The organism is Janthinobacterium sp. GW821-FHT03C08, assembly GCF_059420905.1.
Window position 1 is genome coordinate 14,668 of sequence record NZ_JBWKUP010000017.1, and the last position, 22,660, is coordinate 37,327.

At 59.5% G+C, this 22,660-nt stretch carries 29 protein-coding genes and 1 tRNA gene; 11 read left to right on the forward strand and 19 right to left on the reverse strand.

The window, feature by feature from the left end:
• Nucleotides 1-2: 2 nt before the first annotated feature.
• The 12 genes from AC07VL_RS22365 to AC07VL_RS22420 all read right to left on the reverse strand — a co-directional run bounded on the left by AC07VL_RS22365 (nt 3) and on the right by AC07VL_RS22420 (nt 9,405).
• A complete protein-coding gene (locus AC07VL_RS22365) occupies nt 3-1,691 on the reverse strand; it encodes a terminase large subunit (protein WP_494807803.1) in 1,689 nt (562 codons plus the stop codon).
• Nucleotides 1,688-2,161, reverse strand: coding sequence for a terminase small subunit (locus AC07VL_RS22370; protein WP_494807804.1), 474 nt, complete (start codon nt 2,159-2,161; stop codon nt 1,688-1,690). The genes AC07VL_RS22365 and AC07VL_RS22370 overlap by 4 nt, the downstream gene beginning before the upstream one ends.
• A gap of 176 nt (nt 2,162-2,337) precedes the next feature.
• Entirely contained in the window at nt 2,338-2,739 is a 402-nt protein-coding gene (locus AC07VL_RS22375) for an HNH endonuclease (RefSeq protein WP_494807805.1), read from the reverse strand.
• Between the two features lie 272 nt (nt 2,740-3,011).
• On the reverse strand, nt 3,012-3,212 hold the full coding sequence (locus tag AC07VL_RS22380; protein ID WP_494807806.1) for a hypothetical protein: 201 nt from the start codon (nt 3,210-3,212) through the stop codon (nt 3,012-3,014).
• Between the two features lie 272 nt (nt 3,213-3,484).
• Nucleotides 3,485-4,606: a hypothetical protein gene (locus tag AC07VL_RS22385; protein ID WP_494807807.1), complete on the reverse strand. Its 1,122-nt coding sequence runs from the start codon at nt 4,604-4,606 to the stop codon at nt 3,485-3,487.
• Nucleotides 4,607-4,640: 34 nt separating this feature from the next.
• Nucleotides 4,641-5,177 (reverse strand): hypothetical protein, encoded by a 537-nt coding sequence (locus AC07VL_RS22390; protein ID WP_494807808.1) that lies wholly within the window; start codon nt 5,175-5,177, stop codon nt 4,641-4,643.
• 139 nt (nt 5,178-5,316) lie between these two features.
• On the reverse strand, nt 5,317-5,607 hold the full coding sequence (locus AC07VL_RS22395; RefSeq protein ID WP_494807809.1) for a DUF4406 domain-containing protein: 291 nt from the start codon (nt 5,605-5,607) through the stop codon (nt 5,317-5,319).
• On the reverse strand, nt 5,604-6,311 hold the full coding sequence (locus tag AC07VL_RS22400) for a hypothetical protein (RefSeq protein WP_494807810.1): 708 nt from the start codon (nt 6,309-6,311) through the stop codon (nt 5,604-5,606). The genes AC07VL_RS22395 and AC07VL_RS22400 overlap by 4 nt, the downstream gene beginning before the upstream one ends.
• Entirely contained in the window at nt 6,308-6,550 is a 243-nt protein-coding gene (locus tag AC07VL_RS22405) for a hypothetical protein (protein ID WP_494807811.1), read from the reverse strand. Before AC07VL_RS22405 ends, AC07VL_RS22400 begins: the two co-directional genes overlap by 4 nt.
• The gene (locus AC07VL_RS22410; RefSeq protein WP_494807812.1) at nt 6,547-7,677 is read right to left on the reverse strand and encodes a tyrosine-type recombinase/integrase; all 1,131 of its coding nucleotides are present in this window, start codon (nt 7,675-7,677) and stop codon (nt 6,547-6,549) included. The genes AC07VL_RS22405 and AC07VL_RS22410 overlap by 4 nt, the downstream gene beginning before the upstream one ends.
• Nucleotides 7,674-8,462, reverse strand: a complete 789-nt coding sequence (locus AC07VL_RS22415; protein WP_070304219.1) for an ATP-binding protein — start codon at nt 8,460-8,462, stop codon at nt 7,674-7,676. Before AC07VL_RS22415 ends, AC07VL_RS22410 begins: the two co-directional genes overlap by 4 nt.
• Complete coding sequence (locus tag AC07VL_RS22420; protein ID WP_494807813.1) at nt 8,446-9,405, reverse strand: hypothetical protein; 960 nt, start codon at nt 9,403-9,405, stop codon at nt 8,446-8,448. Before AC07VL_RS22420 ends, AC07VL_RS22415 begins: the two co-directional genes overlap by 17 nt.
• Nucleotides 9,406-9,607: 202 nt before the next feature.
• On the opposite strand from AC07VL_RS22420, the gene AC07VL_RS22425 reads away from it, so the two are divergent.
• Nucleotides 9,608-9,793: a hypothetical protein gene (locus tag AC07VL_RS22425; protein ID WP_494807814.1), complete on the forward strand. Its 186-nt coding sequence runs from the start codon at nt 9,608-9,610 to the stop codon at nt 9,791-9,793.
• A gap of 136 nt (nt 9,794-9,929) precedes the next feature.
• Here AC07VL_RS22425 and AC07VL_RS22430 read toward each other — a convergent pair whose 3' ends face one another.
• On the reverse strand, nt 9,930-10,550 hold the full coding sequence (locus AC07VL_RS22430) for a toxin YdaT family protein (protein WP_494807815.1): 621 nt from the start codon (nt 10,548-10,550) through the stop codon (nt 9,930-9,932).
• A gap of 349 nt (nt 10,551-10,899) precedes the next feature.
• On the opposite strand from AC07VL_RS22430, the gene AC07VL_RS22435 reads away from it, so the two are divergent.
• From AC07VL_RS22435 to AC07VL_RS22480, 10 genes are all read left to right on the forward strand, one after another.
• On the forward strand, nt 10,900-11,616 hold the full coding sequence (locus AC07VL_RS22435; RefSeq protein WP_494807816.1) for an XRE family transcriptional regulator: 717 nt from the start codon (nt 10,900-10,902) through the stop codon (nt 11,614-11,616).
• Between the two features lie 12 nt (nt 11,617-11,628).
• On the forward strand, nt 11,629-12,117 hold the full coding sequence (locus AC07VL_RS22440; protein ID WP_494807817.1) for a hypothetical protein: 489 nt from the start codon (nt 11,629-11,631) through the stop codon (nt 12,115-12,117).
• A 152-nt stretch (nt 12,118-12,269) separates the two neighbouring features.
• On the forward strand, nt 12,270-12,584 hold the full coding sequence (locus tag AC07VL_RS22445; protein ID WP_494807818.1) for a hypothetical protein: 315 nt from the start codon (nt 12,270-12,272) through the stop codon (nt 12,582-12,584).
• Complete coding sequence (locus AC07VL_RS22450; protein WP_494807819.1) at nt 12,581-12,877, forward strand: hypothetical protein; 297 nt, start codon at nt 12,581-12,583, stop codon at nt 12,875-12,877. Before AC07VL_RS22445 ends, AC07VL_RS22450 begins: the two co-directional genes overlap by 4 nt.
• Nucleotides 12,874-13,569: a hypothetical protein gene (locus tag AC07VL_RS22455; protein ID WP_494807820.1), complete on the forward strand. Its 696-nt coding sequence runs from the start codon at nt 12,874-12,876 to the stop codon at nt 13,567-13,569. Before AC07VL_RS22450 ends, AC07VL_RS22455 begins: the two co-directional genes overlap by 4 nt.
• Nucleotides 13,566-15,143 carry a DNA cytosine methyltransferase gene (locus tag AC07VL_RS22460; protein ID WP_494807821.1) on the forward strand — a complete coding sequence of 526 codons (1,578 nt, stop codon included), beginning with the start codon at nt 13,566-13,568 and terminating at the stop codon, nt 15,141-15,143. The genes AC07VL_RS22455 and AC07VL_RS22460 overlap by 4 nt, the downstream gene beginning before the upstream one ends.
• Nucleotides 15,140-15,316, forward strand: coding sequence for a hypothetical protein (locus AC07VL_RS22465; protein WP_494807822.1), 177 nt, complete (start codon nt 15,140-15,142; stop codon nt 15,314-15,316). The genes AC07VL_RS22460 and AC07VL_RS22465 overlap by 4 nt, the downstream gene beginning before the upstream one ends.
• A gap of 1 nt (nt 15,317) precedes the next feature.
• A complete protein-coding gene (locus AC07VL_RS22470; RefSeq protein ID WP_494807823.1) occupies nt 15,318-15,701 on the forward strand; it encodes a hypothetical protein in 384 nt (127 codons plus the stop codon).
• On the forward strand, nt 15,698-15,991 hold the full coding sequence (locus AC07VL_RS22475) for a hypothetical protein (protein WP_494807824.1): 294 nt from the start codon (nt 15,698-15,700) through the stop codon (nt 15,989-15,991). Before AC07VL_RS22470 ends, AC07VL_RS22475 begins: the two co-directional genes overlap by 4 nt.
• The gene (locus tag AC07VL_RS22480) at nt 15,988-16,206 is read left to right on the forward strand and encodes a helix-turn-helix transcriptional regulator (protein WP_494807825.1); all 219 of its coding nucleotides are present in this window, start codon (nt 15,988-15,990) and stop codon (nt 16,204-16,206) included. The genes AC07VL_RS22475 and AC07VL_RS22480 overlap by 4 nt, the downstream gene beginning before the upstream one ends.
• A gap of 73 nt (nt 16,207-16,279) precedes the next feature.
• Here AC07VL_RS22480 and AC07VL_RS22485 read toward each other — a convergent pair.
• The 6 genes from AC07VL_RS22485 to cysS form a co-directional block, all read right to left on the reverse strand.
• A tRNA-Ser gene (locus tag AC07VL_RS22485) sits at nt 16,280-16,372 on the reverse strand.
• A 110-nt stretch (nt 16,373-16,482) separates the two neighbouring features.
• A complete protein-coding gene (locus AC07VL_RS22490) occupies nt 16,483-17,730 on the reverse strand; it encodes an aspartate kinase (RefSeq protein WP_070221317.1) in 1,248 nt (415 codons plus the stop codon).
• A 196-nt stretch (nt 17,731-17,926) separates the two neighbouring features.
• Nucleotides 17,927-19,345 (reverse strand): tRNA lysidine(34) synthetase TilS, encoded by a 1,419-nt coding sequence (tilS, locus tag AC07VL_RS22495; RefSeq protein ID WP_494807826.1) that lies wholly within the window; start codon nt 19,343-19,345, stop codon nt 17,927-17,929.
• A gap of 159 nt (nt 19,346-19,504) precedes the next feature.
• Entirely contained in the window at nt 19,505-20,479 is a 975-nt protein-coding gene (locus tag AC07VL_RS22500) for an acetyl-CoA carboxylase carboxyltransferase subunit alpha (protein WP_034784047.1), read from the reverse strand.
• A 54-nt stretch (nt 20,480-20,533) separates the two neighbouring features.
• Nucleotides 20,534-21,244 carry a DNA-3-methyladenine glycosylase family protein gene (locus tag AC07VL_RS22505; RefSeq protein WP_494807880.1) on the reverse strand — a complete coding sequence of 237 codons (711 nt, stop codon included), beginning with the start codon at nt 21,242-21,244 and terminating at the stop codon, nt 20,534-20,536.
• Nucleotides 21,244-22,641: a cysteine--tRNA ligase gene (gene cysS, locus AC07VL_RS22510; RefSeq protein ID WP_494807881.1), complete on the reverse strand. Its 1,398-nt coding sequence runs from the start codon at nt 22,639-22,641 to the stop codon at nt 21,244-21,246. Before cysS ends, AC07VL_RS22505 begins: the two co-directional genes overlap by 1 nt.
• Between the last annotated feature and the right edge of the window lie 19 nt (nt 22,642-22,660).

Here is a 22,660-nt window from a genome sequence, read left to right on the forward strand (position 1 = left end):
GGTTATACAGTCCTTATGCCGCGCGATTCGTACACCGAGCCACCTTGCGCCGGCGGATTCAGTTCCATCAGGGAGACGGCGTCAAATGTCGCCATCAGCGGGTCGATCTTGGCGGACCCGGACGCCTGCTTGGTAATCAAAGTGGCGTTGCCTCTCGGCTCTACCTTGGCATTGCCCACGCACCAGGCCATCATCGGCTGGCCGCCGTGCTCAATTACGCCCTCGGCGAGCTTGCGCTCGGTGGTCTTGATGGCGCCGCCGAGGCGCCAGCCCTGCGAGATAGCGACGATTTTTTCCTGCGGCACGCCGGCCTCGACCATCGCATCGAGAATGGCGCCGATGCCGGCCGAGTCGCAGCCGACCTTGTCGAGCAGGCCGGATTGCTCCACTTGCAGCACGGCCGCCGCCACCTGATCGACGTCTTCGCCGATACGCTCGACCAGCACCAGGTCGCCCTGCTTGGCGAAGTCCTCGAAGCGGGCCGCCTCGATTTTTCGCCGCTCCATCACCGAGGGGTGCGCCCAAGCCCTGGTCCACAGCAGCCAGCGGCGCGTCTCACGCTCGCGCCCGATCACTGCCAGGCCAAGCAGGTCGTCCAGACCGCCGCCATCGATGCCAACGGTGGCCACTTCGCTGCGCGCCAGCAGATCGTCCAGGGTCAGCGCAGGGCGCAGGCCCTGCTGCTCCCAAAAATCGGCGCCCGGCCAGCGGTTCGACATCAGCGCCAGGCCGATCTGCACATTCAAGTGCTTGGCCAGGAAGCCGCGGAACTCCACTTCTCCCTTTTCCTGCGCCTGACGAAAGCCGCGCTCGATGAATTCCTCGTCGACCGACGTACCCATATTCGGGTTTGTTACGTAGGCGTTCGCCACCTCGCGATGCGCGCCGGCCTTGAGCATGTGCTCCGGAAACTCGTACAGAACCGGGTAAAACGCCGGGTCGTGAATCCGTCCATCGCGCACGCCGCGCGCATACAGCAGCCGCGACAGGAACGCGCCGGCCGGCGGATCGTCCGACTGCGTGGTCGCAAAGATCACGAAGCCTTCCGGCCGCGACGCCAGGCCGCCAGTCGCTTCCAGCAGCATGGCGTCGGCGCGCGGGCTTTTTCCAAACAGCCACAGCTCGTCGACAAACACGCCAATAGCCTTCTTGCCCGACACCGTCTCGCCATCGGCGGCCACCACCTTGAGGGTGGCGTTGGTGGTCAGGTGCGTGATGGTGCGGATATGGTCCTGCACCTTCAACAGCACGGCCAGCTCGTCGTCGGCGCGGATCATGGCCGCCATCGGCTTGTAGCTGTTGTCGGCCACCTCCTTCGTCGGCGCCAGAACGATGTACTCACCCTCCAAGCGCCAGTTCAGCAACAGCGCCGTGATCATGATGCCGGCGGCAATGGTCGATTTGCCGTTTTTCTTGCTGATCAGGAGCATGAACTCCTTGATCAGCCGCCGCCCTGTCTCAGCGTTGTAGGCGCCGAAGATGGCGGCCACGAAATCGAGCACCCACTTGCGCACCACGTCGCCCATACGTGGGCTGCCTGGGGCGTCGACCATACGCAGCTCTTTGAAAATCGCCAGGGCGGCCTCGGCCTGGTCAGGATAGAGCGGCGGACATGGCGTCAGCGGCCGCCCCGCAACTATGCGTGCCTCCCAGTCGTGGCACGCCGTGGTCCATTCCGGGTAGGGCGTCATTTACCGCCACCCGACACCAGGCGTGGCGGCGGTGGCGGCGCGCCAAAGCGGCCACTGGCGGCCTTTTGCGCGGCATCCAGCTTTTCCTCTTTCTTGCCGATCTCGCCGGGCTTCTTGTGCACGAAGGGCATCAAGGCCTTTGCGGCATCGATGCGCAGCTTCTCGCCCAGTTCAATATCGTTCATCGCCGCCATCAAGAACGTTTTCGGGTCCGTGTGCTGCAGCGCGCGGTTCAAATCGAACGTTGGGCGCGCCGGCGGAGCAGCTGGCGGCAGTGCCGCCGGCGCACCAGGAACGATGTTGGCGCGTGCAGCCCTTAGGTACTCAGCCACGGCCGGGTCTTTAACAAGACGTGAGCCGGCAGCGGATGCCGTCGCCGGACTGTACCCGGCCATGATCGCCGCATCCTTATTGCTGCGGCCGGCCAAAACGGCATCGGCGAACGCACGCTTTTTGCCTGTTAAAGCCATTAACAAAATCCTCAATGAAGGAAAAATTCTGCGCGTGGGAGAGGACGCGGTCTAGGTCGGCAAGGGGCGGGAACTTTTCGCCCCCCTCCCCTAGTTACCTCTTTGAAATATTTCTTTTGATGCATGTTGCATTTTTGCGATTATTGAAATATTTCTAAATATTGCTTTTGTGCCATCTATTCGCCATGCCGATGGGCGGCCTCTTCACGCTGCTTATCGCGGCTGTGGTGCGTGGTGCAAAGGCTCTGCCACCGGGTCGAATCCCAGAACACATTCATATCACCGCGGTGCGGATCGATATGGTCGACCACCTGAGCATACGGTTGGCCGATACCCTTGGTGGCGCACGCCAGACCGATGGTCACCGCATCCTGCTGGTAGCTGATACCCGCATTACGCAGGCAGTAGGCGCAGAAGGGATGCTTGACCAGGTAGGCGGCACGGGCTTGCTGCCACTTGTATCCATAGCCACGCGCGGTGCTGCTGGTCTTGTCGGCGCGCCAGGTGCCAGGCGTCATCGTGGCGATGCGCGCAGGGGCGGCGGTGATGCGGGGCTTGAGGTTGTGTAGTTTAGCCATTTCTTGACCTGGACTGCACATGGTCATTGATGATGAGCACCTCGTCACGCTGACGCAAAGACAGCATGGTTCCGTGATCGACAACAATAGTGTGCGCACAACCAAGCGCTCGACCCGAGCCGACCCACGATGGACTGACTATGCGAATATCTGGGCGCCCGAGGTGCCGAGCCAATGCACGAGGATACCCATGCTGACCATTGCACCAGACGAAAACTGTGTTGAGTGGTGCGGCCAGCATTTGCGCGCTAGTGCGACCTGAGTCTCGGATCTCACTCATGGCGCACTGTAGCTGACACCGCCGCCAGCCCGGCCGCCGCACTGGCGGCACATGCAGGGCAATGGGTAAGCGCCTGCAGCAAGCGGCGCGCCTCCTCGGCCATGGCCAGTTGCGCGGCCAGCTGGTTGATGCGGCGCATGTCACCGTCGTGAGTGGCGCGGATGATCATGTCACGGTAGTGGCGCGGGTTCATCGAACACCTCAAATAAAAAGGCCGCTGACGCATGGTTGCGGTCAGCGGCTAAGCCAGGGGCGGCGGAGATCTGGAATGCAAAAAGCCCGCGTCGGTAAAGAGGCGGGCCTTCATTTTTTGGTGGGGGCGGAGGGACTCGAACCCTCAGTGACTTTCGTCCACGGCTTTCTAGGCCGCTGTGTCTACCAGTTTCACCACACCCATTTACATTGACGGAATAATCACGTGTATATGAATCGAGACTATACCGGACAAAATTGTCCGGTGCAAGCTTATTTGGTAATCTGGATCAGTTCGTGCTCAATAACATCCCTGAGAAGATTTCGTGCCACAGAAAGGGTCTTTGCTCCATCTTGATCTAACTTAGCCTGCTTACCATGCACAAGCTTGCCCCGCAGACTCAAAACTGCCCTATATTGCTCAGAAAAGATACGACGCTGATCGCGCGATTTGCCCAACAAGAAACCCAAGCGGTCACAAAGGCGATTGGTCATATCCTTTATATCCCCGTCATCCCCGAGAATAGCCTCTAGTCCAATACACACTTCCAGCAATGCTACCGTCTGATTCTCAACTAGCCTTGAATCCATGTACCAATCAATAGCAGTCGCAATTGCAGCATTTTCTTCAATCTGCAGTAGTTCTACCACCTTCCCTGCTTGGCTGAATGAAGTGGCCAATATTGAAGCCACATCAAAGTCTTTGACACCTATCTTTCTCGCTTCGGAAGATATTGATAAACGAGATCCTCCGATAATTCGCGACAAGTCTGATTTAAGAAATTGCTTCTTTTCAACGCCCAAATAATTATCAAAAACAATTGCTTTAAGTTCATCAAAATTATGAGTTTCGTGGACAACTTTGCTCCACTCCAAAACAAAGATAAGGCTTTTTATAGCCGATAACATTTTCACTATTGTAGGTTGATTAAAATCAGTGCCGCAGTAACCAGAAACCTTTAATACCAGATCAGGAAATTTTCCAGCCTTAAAATCAAAATACATATCCTTGTTAACTTCCATCTTGGAATCTGGAAGACGATAGAAACGCGGAAATTCAATGCGCCATTCATAACTACGGGGGAAGCCTGAGAGATCCTCAATAATAGTTCTTACAATAGAATCTCTTGCCGTCGATTCATCTATTTCACCTCCAGCATCAATTGTTTTATGGACTTTATCCTCTGCAACGACAACAGAAGCGTAAACATGTTGGTAAACCGCGGCCTCGCTCATATAGTCTTTAAGCACCGATGCAATTGGCTTGATGGCTTCATCGTATAGATCATCAAACTGACAAAACACATCAAATGAGTACGTGCTTGGAGACTGAAAATAGCTAGTGATTTTGTGTACTGATTTCCCTTTTAATTCAATTCTTTTATCATCCGACATTTTTTACTCCAAGCGATTAATAATCCCGCTTAGACTATAGCATGCACATATCTTCGATACTTGTGGCGACTGCCCGCTGCGCTATCACATCGAACTCTTTAAGTGCCTTGTGAATCCGCGCCTTTTGGTCGTAAGCTGTAGCCTTTGGCACGTTGAGTTCCTTGGCAGCTTCGGAGATCGATACGCCGCGTTCGAAGAAAGAACGGATGATGGCGCCGCGCATGTTGCGCAGCGTGATACCAGCGCAGTGACCAATGGCCCATTCGGTGAGCGCAACAACTGCTTCACGGTAATCGTCGGTCATCTTTTCACGTCCTTGGCAGCACGGACACTCCTCGAAGCGCGGCGCGTAGCGGGCCACAATACATGCCGCTTGTAGCGCCGGAAGTTGAGCGATACGCGAACGAATGATACCTGCTTGGGCAGCGCCGTCGATCGATACCAGTCCCTTCCCCGTCCCAGATCCGCAACCTTTCATCAGCTTAGACATAGGCGACGACGCATATTGCTGAGACGAATAATTGAATGCGAATATCAGCGCATCATGTGTGTTTTTGAATAATTCTTGCATTTCGATCCCTTTGCTTTTTCTTGCCTGGCGGTACTGAACTTGGTAACAACCGATGATTCACAATAATCATGAAAGTGAGGAAATATGCGGCGTTGCGGGGTGGTCTTCGCCACTTTCCCGCCAACGCTTTTTCCATTTCCTATGCTGGGTGCAGCGTCACCGCCAGGCTCAACTGCATGGCGATGTGATGCTCAAGCTTCGCGCCGCGTGACACCTCCCAACCGGGCAGCAGGTGGATGCGGTCACAGGTCACCAGCTCGGCGATATCGCGGCGCATGCACATCTCCCACGAAGTGGTCTGATCCGGGTTCACCTCGGCAGGGTTGATCACGGTGTGGCCTTGGGCGCGCAGCTCAGCGGTGGCTGCGTGGAATGCGGGGAAGTTGAGTCCGGGCAGCCCAGTCATCGGGCCGGCGATGTAGATTTTCATGCTGTCACCCCCTTGCCAGCGATAGCAGTGCGGTCGGAAGGCAGGCTATCCGCGAATTCAATGATCGATGAACGCAGCCAATCCGCGCCGCGATTGAAGCCGTCAGCATAGGCCGTAGCCGTTTCCTTGTTGTGCGTCCAACCACCCACGCCGATATTCACCAAATGCACAGCAGCCAGTGGCCCGACGCCTTTATCGAGCACAACACGGGCCAGACGGCGTGCCATCATCGCCTTGCACACGCTCACCGGCTCCTCCAGCGGCACACCGTCACGGATGGCATCCAGTAACCTGGTGTCAAGCTCCACGTCTTGAGCATCGCCCTGTGCTGCTGGGACGATCGGCGCCGCGGCGATCATGGCGCGAAATACCGCATTGCCAGTCCAGAGTTTATTGATGGCCGTGGTGTCGATGCGTATTGCCTGCGCGCCAGCGGCTTGCATGGCGTCACTTGGCTCGGCCGGCACTAGCTTCCAGCCATGCGGCACGGCCATGGGTGGCACCTTCACTTCCGGCGGCTGCGCCAACAGCCAGTCGCCAAACTCGGTTGTCTCATGCCGGCCGAAGCCAAGCGTGCGCACCACACCCACTGCCGCGAGGCGTTGCATCATTTCCTTTGGTACGTCATGCCCGCCGGCGGCCGAATCCTCGCAGCAATCACGAAAGCGGCCGAGGGCCTTGAGTTCAGTCGGGGTGATTTTCATTCTGCTTGCTCCAAAAAAGTGATTTCGCAGGGCTGGCGCGGTGTCGCGTCGCCCATCAGGTAAATAATTGTCGACACGCCGCCACCCAGCACCTGGGGCGACATGCTGCGAAGAAAATGCTGCTTGCCGGCGAACAGCACCGGCTGGCAGGTGTAGAGCGCGCGCAGGAAGGCACGGTCGCGTTTGTAGGCCACCTCGGCCGGGGTTTCCGGCGCCAGCGCTGTGCTGCGGCGGCTCATTCTGAACCGCCCAATCTGGCATCAACTGATGACTGATGATAATCATGAATACTCGTATCCATGCGGGTTTGCGGGGTGCTTCCCGCCACTTTCTCGCCACGTCCAAAACCAATTTTCTCGGCGATGTCGTTCTGCGCCTGCGCCGCTGTCTCCCGGTTTTTCTCCAGGTAGGCCATGGTGGTCATGGGCGACTTGTGGCGCATCACGGCCTGGATGGTCTGGATCGGGACGCCCTGCTCCGATAGCATGGTGGCGAACGTGCCGCGCAGCCTGTGCGGGGTGATCCCCTTGATCTTGCAGCTCAGGTTGGCGGACTTCATGGCCTTGCGCGCGAAGCCCGGCGGGTGCTGCTGGGCGCCGCCGCGCTTGCCGGCGATCAGGCCCTCCACCTGACGGTGCGGCACCAGCTGCTCGACCAGCCAGGCAGGAACAGGCACGGGCTCGGCCTCGCGGCCCTTGGTGATGCCGGGCGTGTAAGTGGCCCGCTGCCAGTCCAGCCATTCCCAGCGCGCACCGGCCGCCTCGGACTCGCGCAGGCCAAGACCGAACATCAGGCGAATGGCCGTGGCCACAGATGGGTCTGCGCGCGTGACCCGGTCGACCGCGGCAAACCACTCGGCCACTGCTGCGATCGGCAGAATCGAGCGTGGGCGCTTCTGCACCTTCAGCATGCGCACCTGCCATGGGATTGACCTGATCAACTCGCGCTTCACTGCCCAGTTGGCGATCAGCTTGAGCACGCGCAGCCAGTGGTTCGCGCTGGCCGGCTTGTGGTCGACCAGGTGCAGGTTGCGCGCCAGCTCAACGTGGCTGGTGGTGATCTGGTTCAATGGCAGGTCGCCCAAATCGTAAAAGTGCAGGCGGGCAGTCGTTTCCACGCTGCGCTGGTGCGCGGCGCTGCTGATCGGGCCGTTCACCTCCAGCCATTCCTGCGCCATGGCCGCCAGCGTGGGCACGACCTTGCCGCCGTTGGCCAGGGTCAGCGCCTCGTCGTAGGCGCGCTGCGCCACAGCGCCGGCCTTCACCTTGTTGTTTTCGCGGGTGCTGCGCTGCACGCGCGCGCCAGCGATCTGGAAACGGTAGTGGTAATTCTTGGCCTTGCCGGTCCGGAACAGGTGGAAGCTCATGCAGCAGCCCGCCCGCGATACGATTCCCAGTCGAACACCACCCACTGGCCACCTTCGCGCAGCCGGTCGAAGCTGCGGTCGCCCAGGAATGACTTCAGTCCTGCCTTGCCCTGGTTCGTCAGCAGGATGGTCGGCATCAGCGCCCGGTACCGCTTGTCGATAATGTCGAACAGGTTCACCTGCTCGGCCTCGGTGCCGTACTGCACGCCGACCTCGTCGAGCACCAGCAAATCCACGCCGGCCAGCATGTCGAGTACCTGCGTCTCGGTGCGCTCGGAATCGCGGCGCCAAGTGTTGCGGATCATGCGCACGGCATCGATGGCGCTGGTGTAGAGCGCCGTGTGGCCCGCCATCACGGCCTGCGCAATGGCGATCGCCAGATGGCTCTTGCCGGTGCCCGGCACGCCCGAGAATACGATCACCGTGCCGCTGCGTCGGTGCGTGTCGAAGTTGCCGGCAAACTCCATGGCCACGCACAGTGCCCGCTCTTGCGCATCGTTTTCGACGACGAACGATTCAAACGTCTTGCGGCGGTATCGCACGGGAATGCCGGCCTGGTTCAGGCTGGACTCCAGGCGGCGCTGCGCCTCCGCCACAGCACGGGCCGCTTCTGCCTGGCCCTTCTCTGCCTGGGCCAGCTTCGAACACTCCGGACAGCCCATCCAGTGTGTCACGCGGCCGACAGCGAAGCCCTTGGCCGTGTAGGCACCATGCGATTCGCACGCTGCTTCGCGCTCGCTCTGCGCCACCGTCAGGGCGGCAAGGCGGTTAGGTAATTCGGCCATTCTGGATCCCTTCGTGATAGTTGATCTGTTCAAAATTGCTGTGGCGCGACGGCCGGGCTTGCTGCGCCGCTGGCGGTCTCTGCTGGGGGCCAAGCTTCGCCCAGTCATCACGGATCGCGTTCTGCAGCGCCTGGTCCCAATCCGCGTAGGTGTAGCCACTGGCACGCGCCTTGCCGACAAACGAATCGAAGTGCGCCTGCAGGTTCGCGTGGCCTTTCGCCTCAGCCCATGCCTTGACCTCGGCCGAGATCCCGAAATCGGATGGCAAAGGCGTCTTGGATGGCTTGCGGGAACTTTTAGGCGCGGCGGCGGCGGCGGCCGGAACGGTCGCGTGCTCTTTCTCTTGTTCCTGCTCCTGCTCTTGTTCCTGCTCTTGTTCCTGCTCTTGGCTTGCAAGGGGCTTTAAAGGGGCTTGCAAGGCAGGTGATAAACTGTCGTCCGCTCCACGCTGTTTCGTCATGCAAAAAGCCTGTGCGTAATGCTCGAAGAAGCGCGCCAGGAAAGGGTTTGCGGGCAGCGCGTCGTACTCGTTCTGCACGCCCTTGATACGCAAATCCTTGCCGTTCAACGCATCTGCGATCTGGTACTTGGCCATTTCGATAACCCATACCATCTCCGAAGCCTCGTCATACTCACAAAACCCAGCTTCGACGGCTCTTACAAGCCCCTTCGCAGCTCCTTCCAAGCCCAATCCCGTCTCATGCGCGATGAACATTTGAGGCACGTAGTACAGCCCCAACATGTTGGCGTGCGGCGACGTCATCAGGTACAGGGCGACGATCTGCGCCTCCGGCCCTGCAGCGCGCAGCTTTTTCCCGGTGGCGCCGATCCAGAACTTGGGGCCGACCTTTCCGTAGTCACGCATGCGCCGTACAACCAGGTTTAACTGGCGCCTCCAGCGAAAGCGGCCGACCGGATCGCCAGGCCTGCCTTGATGTGCCATGTTTCAGCATGTGATCTCCAACCTTCCATCCAGCCGTGAATAGGGTCGGGGCGTGACCGGCGGGCTGGAATCGCCTGGTCGCAGCTGCGCAGCCGCTGCCCCGTGTGAAACTTGTGCCGGCACTACATCCGGAAATCGAGCAGGCAGCTCCCCGCGTGTTAAATTGCCAACTCCACTCAACAATTTTAAAAAGGAGCACCCCATGAACAAAGCCGATGCTTATATCTCTGCAAAAAATATGCTCGATCTACTCGTTCAGAATCAGCCAAGCCTTCTCGCTGACACGAATGGAAACGCCAGAGCCTTTGGTTCCAACGTCGCAGATTTTTGTCACGACTTCATCGAGCAATACGCTAAACGCCTGATGGACCGGACGGAACAGAAGTAATCCCTTTAATCGCTGCGGACAAACCCAGGCCAGCGCTCGCCAACTGGCTTGGGTTGGCTCCATCACTCGCCAGCGCACACAGCGCGCTGATGATCATCTCGGCAGTCATTGCTGCCTGAAATTGCTCAACTTTGGCCTACGCCTTCTCACGGGACCCGCGCCCCGGATGCAGCACGCGATGCAGCACGTCCTTGGTGCGGGACATGGCCCGTCGCGCGCCGGTGAGGATGCGCACGATGCGCGCCTTCTTCTCCGCCGCCCGCGCGGCCTTGCGTAGCGCGATCTCGTAATTCGCTTGCGTGGGTGCGGCCACGACGGCCGCCAGCGATGCCAACGCGTCTGCGTCGGCGCTAGCCAGGTCGCAGATATCGCCCAGCCCCAGGCCACCCTCGTCTTGCGTCTCGATGGCGCGGACGCACAGGCCGAAGCGGCGCAGCATGTCGTTCAAGCAGTGCACGCGCGCGTCGTCGGGCATGCCGGCCAGGATCGAGAACACGAAGTTGGCCGGCAGGAAATTGCTGTCCTTGGTTTCATCGTCGAGCCAGCGCATGACCCGGTCGGAATTGTTTTTCACTCGCTGGAACTCGTCCGTATGAGCATCGAAGCGAATGCCGGTCGCACCTGGGCCACCAGCCAGCTCGTGCGCCTTGACGACGACATCTACCGCGCTCGCAATCGACAGGCCCGTGGCCCGCCGCCATTCAGCAACGTGCCCACGCAAGATGCCGATCAAAGTTCTGTGCGACTCAATACGCATGCTTTTTCCCATGAGGTAACTTATGCTGGGTGAATGAATAAAATTGCGAAACTGAAAACTGAGTCAAGTATCACTACCTGGTGCTGGCTGAGCGGCTTTACTACACAACTCCCGGTGAAGTGCCAGCAGCCGCAGGCCAATTGTCAAAGTCGGCCGCCGCCCGCGATTGCCCCTTGAAAAAGCACTGATTGCCGCTTGACTGCACGGCACTCTGTCCGCAAGCGCCTTCTGGGTGAGCCCAGTAGCGAGCAATTCTTCGGTGATTTTTTTTGTGTCCATACACAATTATTACATATGTATTTTGATTCAACAATACCTATGTATTTAAACTATTTATTACAATCGTAATATGAAGACAATATCTGAACGCTTGGTATGGGCTCGCGCACAAAAAAGCTTGCGCGATGGGAACGATTTTACGCAGATGGACCTGGCGACCAAAGCCGGAGTCTCCCAGGGCTCGATCGGGCATCTGGAGTCAGGTCGGACGAGTACGTCCAGAAGTATCACCAGCATTGCAAAGGCGCTTGAGGTCGATCCTGTGTGGCTTGCTGAAGGCAAGGGTGAGCCATACCCACTTCCACGAGAAGGGGCGCCTACGCCTGTAGATGCTATACCCGTTGTTGTCGCAGACGAGCATGACGCAGATTTCTATCAGATCCCGAAAGTGCAATTGCAGTTATCGGCTGGCATCACGGGCTTCCAAACTGTTCCCGAGCTATATGATGGGGTACGAGTAAGCGTGGCTAAAAATTGGGTCGACCGAAAGGGCTATCGCCCTAACGCCCTCATAGCACTGACAGTAAAAGGCGAATCCATGGAGCCAAATTTGTTCCAAGGGGATTTGGTAATTGTCAACACTGCAGATACAAAAATGGTTGATGGTGCAGTTTTCGCCGTGAACTACGAAGGAGAAGCCGTCATTAAGCGACTAATGCGAGATGCCGGGCAGTGGTGGCTAAGCTCCGATAATCAGGATCAGCGGCGGTTTTACAGAAAAAGTTGCCAAGGCGGAGAATGTATTATGGTTGGGCGAGTGGTGCGCCGCGAAACCGACCGTATCTAATACAAGGACAGAATGCGAGCTACTTTAAAATGGTTGTTAGCAGGGGCCGCCCTCACCTTTGCGGTGGGAGTGGCCACATACGCGGCGATGTACGATGACTGGGTCACCTTGCCCAGGGAGCGAAAGCTGATTTCCGAACACATGAAAGACCCTGGTAGCACACAGTTCAGAGATGACCGCCTTACTCAGGATGGCTGGCTTTGCGGGCGCTTTAACTCAAAGAATGAGTATGGAGCCTACACTGGATTTAAGCGGTTCATCTCTCACAGCAAAGCGGGCACGGTGTATGTCGAGGGACTGAGTCTTATCACTGAAGGAGACTTCGATCGCTCGCTCGAAGAAACCAACGCTCTGCTCGAGAAGAAAATTGCTCTTCATGAGCAACAGATTGCGGCCAAGGCGCGAGGTGAGACAATCACAAGGTATACAGACGGTGACAAAAATAGAATGGCAAGGGAGGAGCGGTTTGAAGATCGCTGGAAAGAGCTCTGCCTGAAATGACACTTCTACTTCCGTAAAAAAATCACAACAAAAAATTGAAGAAAGCCCCCCTTCCAACAATTTCGCCCAAAAATATTACATTCGTATTTACTCAGCAAAATACGTATGTAATAATTACTCCATCGATGCACAACTTAAACGATGGAGAGATCATGTCACACACCCCGAGCATTCCCGGGCTGCATAGAACGCACGCCGCAATCCCTTTCCTCGCCTGCGATACTTGCAACGCGATCATCCAGGCCAATACCAGTGATCATCCAGGCGCCGCGCCAGCTTCGGCAATCGACCTGATCGCTGACAACCTGCTTGACGCTGAACTGTGGCCCGAGGACAGCGAGCTCGTCGCCGAGATCCGCGCCATGTTCATGCACAACTGGGGCATGGATCAGACCCAGGCCGACGCGCGCATGTCACGCTTCAACTTCAAGTCCGCCCTCGCAGCATTGGAAGGCGGTGCAGCATGAAATTCAAGTTCAACATCTACCTGCTGATCGCTGTGGCCATCATCGGCGCCATCACCGGCAGCCTGGCCATGAGCCTGGGCGAAATCGAGCCAGCGGCCAGCGCCGCCATCATCCTTGTGTCCGTGTTGGTTCTAGGCTGGGGCGCTGGCAGCGTGTCGTCGCAGGCCGAGATCGATCGCCTGACCAGCATCGAGACCGGCCGCCGCATCCAGGCCAGCTGCTTGGTGAATACCCGCAACCGCTTGGAACGCGAACTTGAGCAGCTGCTGGATGTGAAAGGCGGTGCACTGTGAGCGCCGCCTGCACCGAAGAGCGTTTCCTGCGCGACGTGGCTCGCCATGAAATGACCGTGATCCGGGACGACGGCGTGAGCCGTCACATCCGATTTAAGAAACCGGACAGCAGCGACATGTTCTTCGACCTGATCACGTGGCCAGGCCACCTCTGCTACACCGGCGACATGGGCACCTACGTGTTCCAGCGCCTGACCGACATGTTCGAGTTTTTCCGTACTGACCGCACCTACAACCAGGCGCGCGGGCGGAAGTTGGGCATCAACCTAGGCTATTGGACTGAGAAGCTGATCGCTGTCGACGGCAACCGACATGGTGGCAAGCCGAAGGCGTTCGACGAAGACAAGTTCAAGCGGATCATCAACGAATACCGCGTGCAGTGGATGCGAGACGCCAAGGAAAGCAACTCGCTCGACAAGGAAGGGCGGCGCGAACTGTGGGAGGCGGTCGATGACGAAGTGCTGGGCATGCTGGATGATGGCGGCGACCGTGCGCAGTATGCGGCCTACGATTTCCACTTCGGGCCAACCGCCCTACCGAAGCGCGCCCACGGCTGGCAGTTCGATGACCTGTTCGAGCGCGACTTCATGGAATACACGCACAGCATCGTATGGTGCTGCTATGCGCTGGCATGGGGCATCGAACTATATGACGCCTCCAAGCAGCCGTTGAGTGAGGCGGTGACAGCATGAACGCGCGCCAATTCCTCCTGCCGATCCACGACGAGCTCGTGGTCGATGAATTCTCCTGCGGTGGCGGCATGTCGCAGGCGATCGAAGCTGCGATCGGCCGGCCGGTCGATATCGCAGTCAATCACAACAGTGATGCCTGTAGCATGCATGAGGCGAACCACCCTCAGACGAGGCATTTTTGCGCCGACGTCTTTGACGTCTCGCCGCTTGACGTCACGGGCGACATGCCGGTAGGCCTGCTGCACATGAGTCCCGATTGCACTGACCACAGCCAGGCCAAAGGTGGACAGCCGCGCAGTGCCCGGCTGCGCGGCCTGCCTTGGATTGGCGTGCGCTGGGCTGGTCAAAAGCGCCCGCGCGTCATGACGCTGGAAAACGTCAAGCAGATCCGCAACTGGGGCCCGCTGATCGCCAGGCGCTGCAAAGTCACCGGCCGCGCCATGCGGCTCGACGGCACCGTGGCCGCACCAGGTGAGCGTATCCCGGTGCAGCAACAATACTTGATACCAAACCCAGCGCATGCCGGCCGCACCTGGAAAAAATTCAACCGCATCATTCGCGGCATGGGCTACGTGGCCGAGGACAACCTGGTGTGCGCCGCCGATCACGACGCGGCAACCTCCCGCGTGCGCCTGTTCTGGGTGGCGCGCTGCGACGGCGAGCCGATCGTGTGGCCGACCCCGACGCGCCATAAGCTACCGCTGGCCGGACAAAAGAAATGGCGTCCCGCGCACGAGCACATAGATTTCAGTATTCCATCGAAATCTATCTTCGACCGGGCCAGGCCATTGGCCGAGGCCACGAACAAGCGTGTGGCCTTGGGCCTGAAACGCTACGTGATTGACAATGCCGATCCATTCATCATCGAACTGGCCAACTGGTCACGCGATGGCGTCACATCGATCCGCGAGCCGCTGCGCACCATCACTGCATGGCCGCGAGGCGGGTCCATGGCGGTGGTCGAGCCGCGCTTGGTGGCCGCTTTCATCGACCAGGCCAATGGAGGCTACAACGCGACGCCAGCGCGCGACATGCGCGAGCCGCTGTCGACCATTACCCACACAGGCGGCCAGCAGCGCCCAGTGATGGCGCACCTGCTGCACCTGCGGGGCAACTGCGCCGCGCGTGATCTCAAGGAACCGCTGCACACGATCAGCGCTGCGGGCCAGCACCATGGACTGGTGGAGTATCACCTGGCACCAGAGGCCGAAGAAGGCGCCCTGCGTTGCGCCGCTTTCCTGATCCGCTACTACGGCAGCGGCGGACAGTGGGGAGATTTGCGCGAGCCGCTGGCCACCATTACCACCAAAGACCGGCTCGCGCTGGTCACGGTGTGGATCAAAGGCGACCCGTATGTAATCGTGGATATCTGCCTGCGCATGCTCACGCCGCGCGAGCTGTACAACATCAGCAGCTTCCCGCCGAACTACATCATCGAACGCGGGCACGACGGACGGATTTTCTCAAAGGCCACGCAGGTGTCAATGGTCGGCAATGCCGTACCGCCAAAAATGGGCCAGGCAATCATTGCGGCGAATTACAAGCCGCTTTCACAGCTGGCGAGGGCGGCATGATGTACGACCTCGCCCGCGTCGAACGCCAGCACCTGGCCAATAAGAAGGGGCCCCTCTACACGCTGACGCGCAAGCGCTGCGCCTGCGGCAAGGCCACCACCGCGCGCCAGCTGCGCCAGTATGGCAGCTGCATCGCATGCGAACGCAAATCCACAACCTCACCAGGGAGATAGTATGGGGGCATTTTGTGTATATGGAATCAGCCGCGGCGTCTGCAAAGCAGCGGCATCGAAAAAGCAGTCGTTTAGCGAAGGAGAAGGCGCCAACCGCCGTAATTATTCACCTGCAGAATGGGGGGGCATGCGCGACGCCTTGGCGGAAAAAATGTTTAAGGAGGCCACGCGTCGCGTCAAAGTCAGTCCGGAGCTCGATACGCCGCAGTTTTGCCTGGATTGGCTAGCCGTCAGCCCAGGTGAAGTGCGGGAGCCGATCATCATGGTGCGCGGCCCGAAGCTGGACAAGCACGGCAATTTGATCAAACGCGCCGGCGTCGTTGTGGAGACCTGGCTGGAATACGCGGCCGAGTGCTCGCGGCGCAATATACCGGCGGCCATATGACCAGGTGTATCACCAGCGCCAAATGGCGTGGCGAGCGCGCCGAGCCCATCAGCCCTGCTGCTGTCCGCTTCAAGGCACAGGAGGCGATAGCTCCCAGCTGCACCGGCTGCCTGTTCGAGCGCTCGTACGGCGTGTGCTCGACGGCCGCAGTACTGGCCTTGGCCAACGGCCAGCCGGACTGTGACGACCGTTCACCGGCCGGCAAAACCTATATCTACGTGCTGGACAAAAGTGACCCAAGCCAGCTCGACCTGATCAAACCCTTGAAACAAACGGAAAGCACATCATGAGCACCACAACCGAAGTACGAAAATTCCTGCGCCTGCCAACGGTTATCGAAATCGTCGGCATCCAGCGCACGGCCATTTACGACCGCATCAAGCGCGGCACATTCCCGGCGCCGATCAGCCTGGGGCCGCGCGCGGTGGTATGGGATTCGACCGCAATCGCGGAATGGCAGGACAAGATCATCGCGGAAGCGCAAGGATCAACAGCAAAAAACTGATGTGGGTAGAAATGTGGGTAGGGATTTCAGAAATGAAAAAAGCCCTTGAAAATCAAGGGCTTTTTAAAAATACTGGCGGAGACGGTGGGATTCGAACCCACGATACAGGTATAAGCCGTATGCATCCTTAGCAGGGATGTGCCTTCGGCCACTCGGCCACGTCTCCTAGCTGATTACTCAACTATGTCTCTGTAGCTAACTGCGCTGCAGCGACGAACGTCATAATATCGATTGCCCCCCCTTTGGTCAAGGGCGTGGGGCAATATTTTTACATTTTTAAGCTTTTTCCAGCTCGAACGCTTTATGCAACGCGCGCACGGCCAGTTCCATGTACTTTTCATCGATCAACACGGAAATCTTGATCTCGGACGTGGAGATCATCATGATGTTGATACCCTCTTCCGACAGGGTGCGGAACATCTGCGATGCGACGCCCACGTGGCTGCGCATGCCCACGCCGACGACGGACAGTTTCGACACTTTCGCGTCGCCCGTGATGCTGGCCGCGCCCAGTGCTTCGCGGTTCGCTTCCAGCACGGCCAGCGCGCGCGTGTATTCGCCGCGCGAGACGGTGAAGGTGAAGTCCGTTTTACCGTCGACCGACTGATTCTGTATGATCATGTCGACTTCGATATTCGCGTCCGCCACCGGTCCCAGGATGTGGTACGCCACGCCTGGACGGTCGGGCACGCCGAGCACGGTGATTTTGGCTTCATCGCGGTTGAAGGCGATGCCGGAGATGACTGCTTGTTCCATGTTTGTATCTTCCTCAAACGAAATCAGGGTGCCTGAATTGGCTTCTATTTCCAGCGGCAACATCGGGTCGGTCAGCGACGACAGCACGCGCGTGGGAACGCGGTAGTTGCCGGCGAATTCCACCGAACGCGTTTGCAGCACTTTGGAACCCAGCGAAGCGAGTTCCAGCATTTCTTCAAAGGTGATGGTCTTCAGGCGGCGCGCCTCGGAGACCACGCGCGGGTCGGTCGTGTAGACGCCGTCGACGTCCGTGAAGATCAGGCATTCGGACGCCTTCATGGCGGCGGCGATCGCCACTGCCGAGGTGTCGGAACCGCCACGGCCCAGGGTCGCGATGTTGTCGTGTTCGTCGACGCCCTGGAAACCGGTAATGATGACGATCTTGCCCGCATCGAGGTCGCGTTTGACTTTTTCGTCATCGATCGACTGGATGCGTGCCTTGGTAAAGGCGGAATCGGTCTTGATCGCGACTTGCCAGCCAGCATAGGATACGGCTTGTTTGCCGATCGCCAGCAGTGCCATCGACAATAGGCCGACGGACACCTGTTCGCCTGTCGAGGCGATCATGTCAAGTTCACGGGGATCGGGTTGATCCATGATTTCCTTGGCCAGTCCAATCAGGCGGTTCGTTTCGCCCGACATGGCGGATGGCACCACCACGATTTGATGCCCAGCGTCGTGCCACTTGGCAACGCGCTTGGCGACATTCTTGATACGGTCAGTCGAGCCCATCGACGTACCGCCATATTTGTGGACGATTAAAGCCATAAGAGTGAAGTTTCCGCTCAAGAAGAATAAAAAAGGAGGGCTTTACTCTACATGCCGCAATGCAAAATAACAAGCTAAAAAGCGCATTAGCTCATACCAATTACACATATGGAAATAACCAATCCATGCAGTCCAGCTGGCTTGTACAGCCGTCCGCCGGCCACCGTGGGAGTGGCCGTGGCAGCGGCTCCTGCGCTCAGCAGGACTGCCAGCGCAGGGTGATGCGGGGACGATCCAGCAAGCTCAGGCAATGACAGTCGAGGCCAATACCAGCCGCATACAGCAATTGTTGCGCCGCACAGACAAGGGGCAGGCGTTCGCGCTCCCAGGCGGGCACGTCGAATGCCTGGTAATGGTATTTCAAGCTCTTGGTGGGACGGTTCAGGGCCAGCTTCAGGCGCTCGCCGCCCTGGCGGAAATCGATGCTCAAGGTCTGTGCTTGCAGCCAGGCAACATCGATGCCCTGCCCGCCCTCTTCCACCGCGTCGAAGTGCAGCACGCCGCCATACGCGGGAAACGCCAGGCTGGCCTCGCCTTTCCAGGAAAATTGCTGGCTGGCCCTTTCCAGGCCAGGAATGCCCGCATCGTCACGCTCGCGCATGCCGGCCAGGTCATCGAGTTTCGGCGTCAGGTATAAACGGTCGCGGTGGCGCCGCACGTGGCAATCGGGATGCGTCACCAGCAGTTGCGCGTCGGGCCGCGCTTCCAGCAACTGCGCCAGCATTTCCACCAGCCACGCCGTCGATGGCATGCGTAAGCCGCGCGTGCCGAACCAGTGGCGCAGCAGGTTGTAGCAGCGGTCCGCGCTCAATTCCCGCAATTTCGCCAGTTCGATGCAGTCGCCATCGAGGCACGCCGCCAGATCCTGCGTCGCCAGTTCCCTCAGCAGGCGCTGCGCCGATTGCGCATGCTGGGCGCTGCGAGCGAAACGCTCCTGGAAGCCGGGAAAGGCCTGCGCCAGCACGGGCATCACCTGGTGCCGCAGGGCATTGCGGGCAAAGCGGGGATCGTCGTTCGATTCGTCGTGGATATGCACGATGGCGTGTTTCGCCACATAGGCTTCGAGTTGCTTGCGCGACACTGGCAGCAAGGGCCGCGCCATCACCAGGTCAGGATTGCCCAGCAACTCGGGTGCGCTGTTGGCGCCATCCATGCCGGACAGGCCCGCCGTGCCGGAGCCGCGCAGCAGCTGCAGCAGCACCGTCTCGGCCTGGTCGTCCTGGTGGTGGGCCGTCAGCAGCAGGCGCACGCCGTGCGCGGCGCACAGCTCGCCCAGGGCCGCGTAACGGCGCTTGCGGGCCGCCTCTTCCGTGCCCGTCTTCGCGTTCGCTTCCACCGTCACGCGGCGCGCCTCGAAAGGCACGCCCAGGCTGGTGCAGGCCTGCGCGCAGTGGGCCAGCCACGCATCCGCGTTCGGACTCAGACCGTGGTGCACGTGAAAGGCATGCAGGGCCACGCCCTGCTCTTGCGCCCAGGCATGCGCCAGGTGCAGCAGGGCCGCGGAATCGAGGCCGCCGCTCAGGGCGATGCCGATGGCGCCGCCCGCCGGCGGCGCGCAGGCGTCCAGCGCGCGGGCAAAAATATCGGCGACGGTGGCGGTTTGTTGCTTTTTCAATTCGGACTCCGGGAATGCAAAGAGGGACAGGCGGCAGCCGAGTGTGTTCGACTGCCTGCCTGTCCCTGGTGTTTTATGCTTGTTTTAACCCAAGACCTTGAAAGGCCGGGGTCAGACCTTAAGGTCAGACCCCGGACTCTGCCATTGGGTTTAAATGAATTACTCGCTCGGCGTGGTTTCCTTGAACTTGCCATAGCTCAGCAGCTTTTCATGGCGCGCGGCCAGCAAGTCCTTGGTTTTCATGCCCTGGAACTGGCGCAGGGTGTCGGCCAGCGCGCGCTTCAGCAAGGTGGCCATCTGTTTCGGATCGCGGTGGGCGCCGCCCAGCGGTTCGTTGATGATCTTGTCGATCAGGCCCATGGCTTTCAGGCGGTGGGCCGTCAGGCCCAGCGCTTCGGCCGCGTCGGAGGCGCGCTCGGCGCTCTTCCACAGGATGGAGGCGCAGCCTTCCGGCGAGATCACGGCATAGGTCGAGTATTGCAGCATCAGCACGGCGTCGCCCACGGCAATGGCCAGCGCGCCGCCGGAACCGCCTTCACCGATGATGGTGGCGATCAGCGGCACTTTCAGTTCCGCCATCACGTACAGGTTGTGGCCGATGGCTTCCGACTGGCCGCGCTCTTCCGCGTCGATGCCGGGGAAGGCGCCTGGCGTGTCGACGAAGGTGAAGATGGGCAGGTTGAACTTTTCCGCCACTTTCATCAGGCGCATGGCCTTGCGGTAGCCTTCCGGTTTCGGCATGCCGAAATTGCGCATGGCGCGCTCTTTCGTGTCGCGGCCCTTCTGGTGGCCGATGACCATGCACGGCTGACCGTTGAAGCGGGCCAGGCCGCCGACGACGGACAAATCGTCCGCGTAGCTGCGGTCGCCATGCAATTCGTGGAAATCGGTAAAGATTTCATTCACGTAATCCATGGTGTAGGGGCGCTGCGGGTGGCGCGCGATCTGCGCCACTTGCCATGGCGTCAGCTTGGCGTAGATATCCTTGGTCAGCTGCTGGCTCTTCTTGGCCAGGCGGTCGATCTCTTCCGAGATGTCGACGGCCGAATCGTCTTGCACGAAGCGCAACTCTTCGATCTTGGAATCGAGTTCCGCGATCGGCTGTTCAAAATTGAGGAAAGTCGTTTTAGTCATTGTACCTCCAGGTTTTACCGGCCACGGCGCCAGGGCGCGCGGCGTCATCTATGTTTATTTTACCGTACCGGCTGGTGCGCCGGGGGCTGCATCGGGTGCGGCAGGGGCGGCTGCAGGGTCGAGACTGCGCCACAGATACCACGTCGCCACGGTGCGCCACGGTTCCCAATTGGCGGAAACTTCGCGCGCATCGCTGCGGGAAACGGGTTCGCCGGAGAAGTAATTGACGCTGATGCCCTGGATCAAACCGGGGTCGTCGAGCGGCAAGACGTTCGGTCGCAGCAGATTAAATATCAAAAACATCTCGGCTGTCCAGCGGCCGATGCCGCGGATCTGCACCAGTTCGGCGATGACGGCTTCGTCATCCATCTGGTCCCACTGGCTGGCGTGCACGCGCTTGGCCTTGAAATGGTCGGCCAGGTCGAGGATGTATTCGGTCTTGCGTTTGGACAAACCGCAGGCGGACAACTGCTCGGCGCCCGCCTTCAGCACTTGCGAGGGTGTGCATTTCGGGCAAGCCAGCAACAGCTTTTTCCAGGCAGCATCGGCCGCCTTGGGCGTGATCTGCTGCCCCACCAGCGAACGGGCCAGGGTGGTAAACGGGTCGCTATGGCCAACCAGGTGCAGGTCGCCAAATTGCGGGATAAGCTTTTTCATGATGCGGTCGCGCTTCATCAGCTCGATCTTCGCCTCTTCCCAGTAGTGCGGCACCTGGATCACCTGCGCCGTCACCGGGGCTTCCCCGTTGTCCCTGGACGTCGCCATCATGCGCGGCGCCAGTTGGTCGAGCCGTCAGGCTTGTCTTCGAGAATGATGCCCGCGGCCAACAGTTCGGCGCGGATCTTGTCGGACTGGGCGAAGTCGCGCGCCTTTTTCGCCGCGCTGCGCGCCGCGATAGCCGCTTCGATGCCGGCCGCCTCATCGACGCCGCCGGCGGCGGCGCCGACTGTCGCTTGCAGGAATTGCTGCGGCGTGCGTTCCAGCAAGCCGAACACGCCCGCCAGGCCCTTCAACTGACGCGCCAGGGCGGGCGACTTGCTCTTGTTGACTTCCGTTGCCAGGTCGAACAGGGCGGCCACGGCCAGCGGCGTGTTGAAATCGTCGTCCATGGCTTCGCGCACGCGCACGGCATGGGCTTCGTTCCAGTCGATGGCGCCCTCTTCCACGGCCACGTCGGCCAGCGCCGTGTAGAGGCGCGTGAGCGACAGGCGCGCGTCGTCCAGGTGCACGTCCGAGTAGTTCAGGGGGCTGCGGTAGTGCGCGCGCAGGATGAAGAAACGGATCACTTCGGCATCGAACTTTTGCAGCACTTCGCGGATGGTGAAGAAGTTACCGAGCGACTTGGACATCTTTTCATTGTCCAGGCGCACGAAGCCGTTATGTATCCAGTAATTGACGCTCGTGTGGCCGAACGCGCCTTCGGACTGGGCGATCTCGTTTTCGTGGTGCGGGAATTGCAGGTCCGCGCCGCCGCCGTGGATGTCGAATTGTTCGCCAAGCAAGGCGCACGACATGGCCGAGCATTCGATATGCCAGCCCGGGCGGCCACGGCCCCACTTCGAATCCCATTTGACTTCTTCCGGCTCCGACTCCTTCGACGACTTCCACAGGACGAAGTCGAGCGGATCGCGCTTGCCCGTGTTCACGTCCACGCGCTCGCCCGCGCGCAGATCGTCGAGCGACTTGCCCGACAGCTTGCCGTAGTGGGGGAAATTGCGCACGGCATAGTTCACGTCGCCATCCGCGCCCTGATAGGCCAGGTCCTTCGCTTCCAGCTGCTCGATCAGGCGCAGCATCTGCGGCACGTATTCGGTGGCGCGCGGCGTGTGGTCAGGCGTCAGGATGCCCAGCGCGGCCGTGTCTTCATCCATGTAGCGGGTGAAACGCGTCGTCAGCTGCGAGATCGTCTCGCCGTTTTCCACGGCGCGGCGGATGATCTTGTCGTCGATGTCCGTAATGTTGCGCACATAGGTGACGTCGAAGCCCGAGGCCTTGAGCCAGCGGTAGATGACGTCGAACGCCATCATCATGCGCGCATGGCCGATATGGCAATAATCGTAGATGGTCATGCCGCAGACGTACATGCGTACCTTGCCAGCTTCCATCGGAACGAATACCTGCTTCTCGCGAGCCAGGGTGTTGTAAATCTTTAGATTGCTCATCATACTTTGCAAGTGGAGC

What these genes read in the sequence shown, in the direction of transcription:
- AC07VL_RS22365 (WP_494807803.1), bottom strand. Translation starts at nt 1,691, where the DNA reads ATGACGCCCTACCCGGAATGGACCACGGCGTGCCACGACTGGGAGGCA.
- AC07VL_RS22370 (WP_494807804.1), bottom strand. Translation starts at nt 2,161, where the DNA reads ATGGCTTTAACAGGCAAAAAGCGTGCGTTCGCCGATGCCGTTTTGGCC.
- AC07VL_RS22375 (WP_494807805.1), bottom strand. Translation starts at nt 2,739, where the DNA reads ATGGCTAAACTACACAACCTCAAGCCCCGCATCACCGCCGCCCCTGCG.
- AC07VL_RS22380 (WP_494807806.1), bottom strand. Translation starts at nt 3,212, where the DNA reads ATGAACCCGCGCCACTACCGTGACATGATCATCCGCGCCACTCACGAC.
- AC07VL_RS22385 (WP_494807807.1), bottom strand. Translation starts at nt 4,606, where the DNA reads ATGTCGGATGATAAAAGAATTGAATTAAAAGGGAAATCAGTACACAAA.
- AC07VL_RS22390 (WP_494807808.1), bottom strand. Translation starts at nt 5,177, where the DNA reads ATGCAAGAATTATTCAAAAACACACATGATGCGCTGATATTCGCATTC.
- AC07VL_RS22395 (WP_494807809.1), bottom strand. Translation starts at nt 5,607, where the DNA reads ATGAAAATCTACATCGCCGGCCCGATGACTGGGCTGCCCGGACTCAAC.
- AC07VL_RS22400 (WP_494807810.1), bottom strand. Translation starts at nt 6,311, where the DNA reads ATGAAAATCACCCCGACTGAACTCAAGGCCCTCGGCCGCTTTCGTGAT.
- AC07VL_RS22405 (WP_494807811.1), bottom strand. Translation starts at nt 6,550, where the DNA reads ATGAGCCGCCGCAGCACAGCGCTGGCGCCGGAAACCCCGGCCGAGGTG.
- AC07VL_RS22410 (WP_494807812.1), bottom strand. Translation starts at nt 7,677, where the DNA reads ATGAGCTTCCACCTGTTCCGGACCGGCAAGGCCAAGAATTACCACTAC.
- AC07VL_RS22415 (WP_070304219.1), bottom strand. Translation starts at nt 8,462, where the DNA reads ATGGCCGAATTACCTAACCGCCTTGCCGCCCTGACGGTGGCGCAGAGC.
- AC07VL_RS22420 (WP_494807813.1), bottom strand. Translation starts at nt 9,405, where the DNA reads ATGGCACATCAAGGCAGGCCTGGCGATCCGGTCGGCCGCTTTCGCTGG.
- AC07VL_RS22425 (WP_494807814.1), top strand. Translation starts at nt 9,608, where the DNA reads ATGAACAAAGCCGATGCTTATATCTCTGCAAAAAATATGCTCGATCTA.
- AC07VL_RS22430 (WP_494807815.1), bottom strand. Translation starts at nt 10,550, where the DNA reads ATGCGTATTGAGTCGCACAGAACTTTGATCGGCATCTTGCGTGGGCAC.
- AC07VL_RS22435 (WP_494807816.1), top strand. Translation starts at nt 10,900, where the DNA reads ATGAAGACAATATCTGAACGCTTGGTATGGGCTCGCGCACAAAAAAGC.
- AC07VL_RS22440 (WP_494807817.1), top strand. Translation starts at nt 11,629, where the DNA reads ATGCGAGCTACTTTAAAATGGTTGTTAGCAGGGGCCGCCCTCACCTTT.
- AC07VL_RS22445 (WP_494807818.1), top strand. Translation starts at nt 12,270, where the DNA reads ATGTCACACACCCCGAGCATTCCCGGGCTGCATAGAACGCACGCCGCA.
- AC07VL_RS22450 (WP_494807819.1), top strand. Translation starts at nt 12,581, where the DNA reads ATGAAATTCAAGTTCAACATCTACCTGCTGATCGCTGTGGCCATCATC.
- AC07VL_RS22460 (WP_494807821.1), top strand. Translation starts at nt 13,566, where the DNA reads ATGAACGCGCGCCAATTCCTCCTGCCGATCCACGACGAGCTCGTGGTC.
- AC07VL_RS22465 (WP_494807822.1), top strand. Translation starts at nt 15,140, where the DNA reads ATGATGTACGACCTCGCCCGCGTCGAACGCCAGCACCTGGCCAATAAG.
- AC07VL_RS22470 (WP_494807823.1), top strand. Translation starts at nt 15,318, where the DNA reads ATGGGGGCATTTTGTGTATATGGAATCAGCCGCGGCGTCTGCAAAGCA.
- AC07VL_RS22475 (WP_494807824.1), top strand. Translation starts at nt 15,698, where the DNA reads ATGACCAGGTGTATCACCAGCGCCAAATGGCGTGGCGAGCGCGCCGAG.
- AC07VL_RS22480 (WP_494807825.1), top strand. Translation starts at nt 15,988, where the DNA reads ATGAGCACCACAACCGAAGTACGAAAATTCCTGCGCCTGCCAACGGTT.
- AC07VL_RS22490 (WP_070221317.1), bottom strand. Translation starts at nt 17,730, where the DNA reads ATGGCTTTAATCGTCCACAAATATGGCGGTACGTCGATGGGCTCGACT.
- AC07VL_RS22500 (WP_034784047.1), bottom strand. Translation starts at nt 20,479, where the DNA reads ATGACTAAAACGACTTTCCTCAATTTTGAACAGCCGATCGCGGAACTC.
- AC07VL_RS22505 (WP_494807880.1), bottom strand. Translation starts at nt 21,244, where the DNA reads ATGGCGACGTCCAGGGACAACGGGGAAGCCCCGGTGACGGCGCAGGTG.
- cysS (WP_494807881.1), bottom strand. Translation starts at nt 22,641, where the DNA reads ATGAGCAATCTAAAGATTTACAACACCCTGGCTCGCGAGAAGCAGGTA.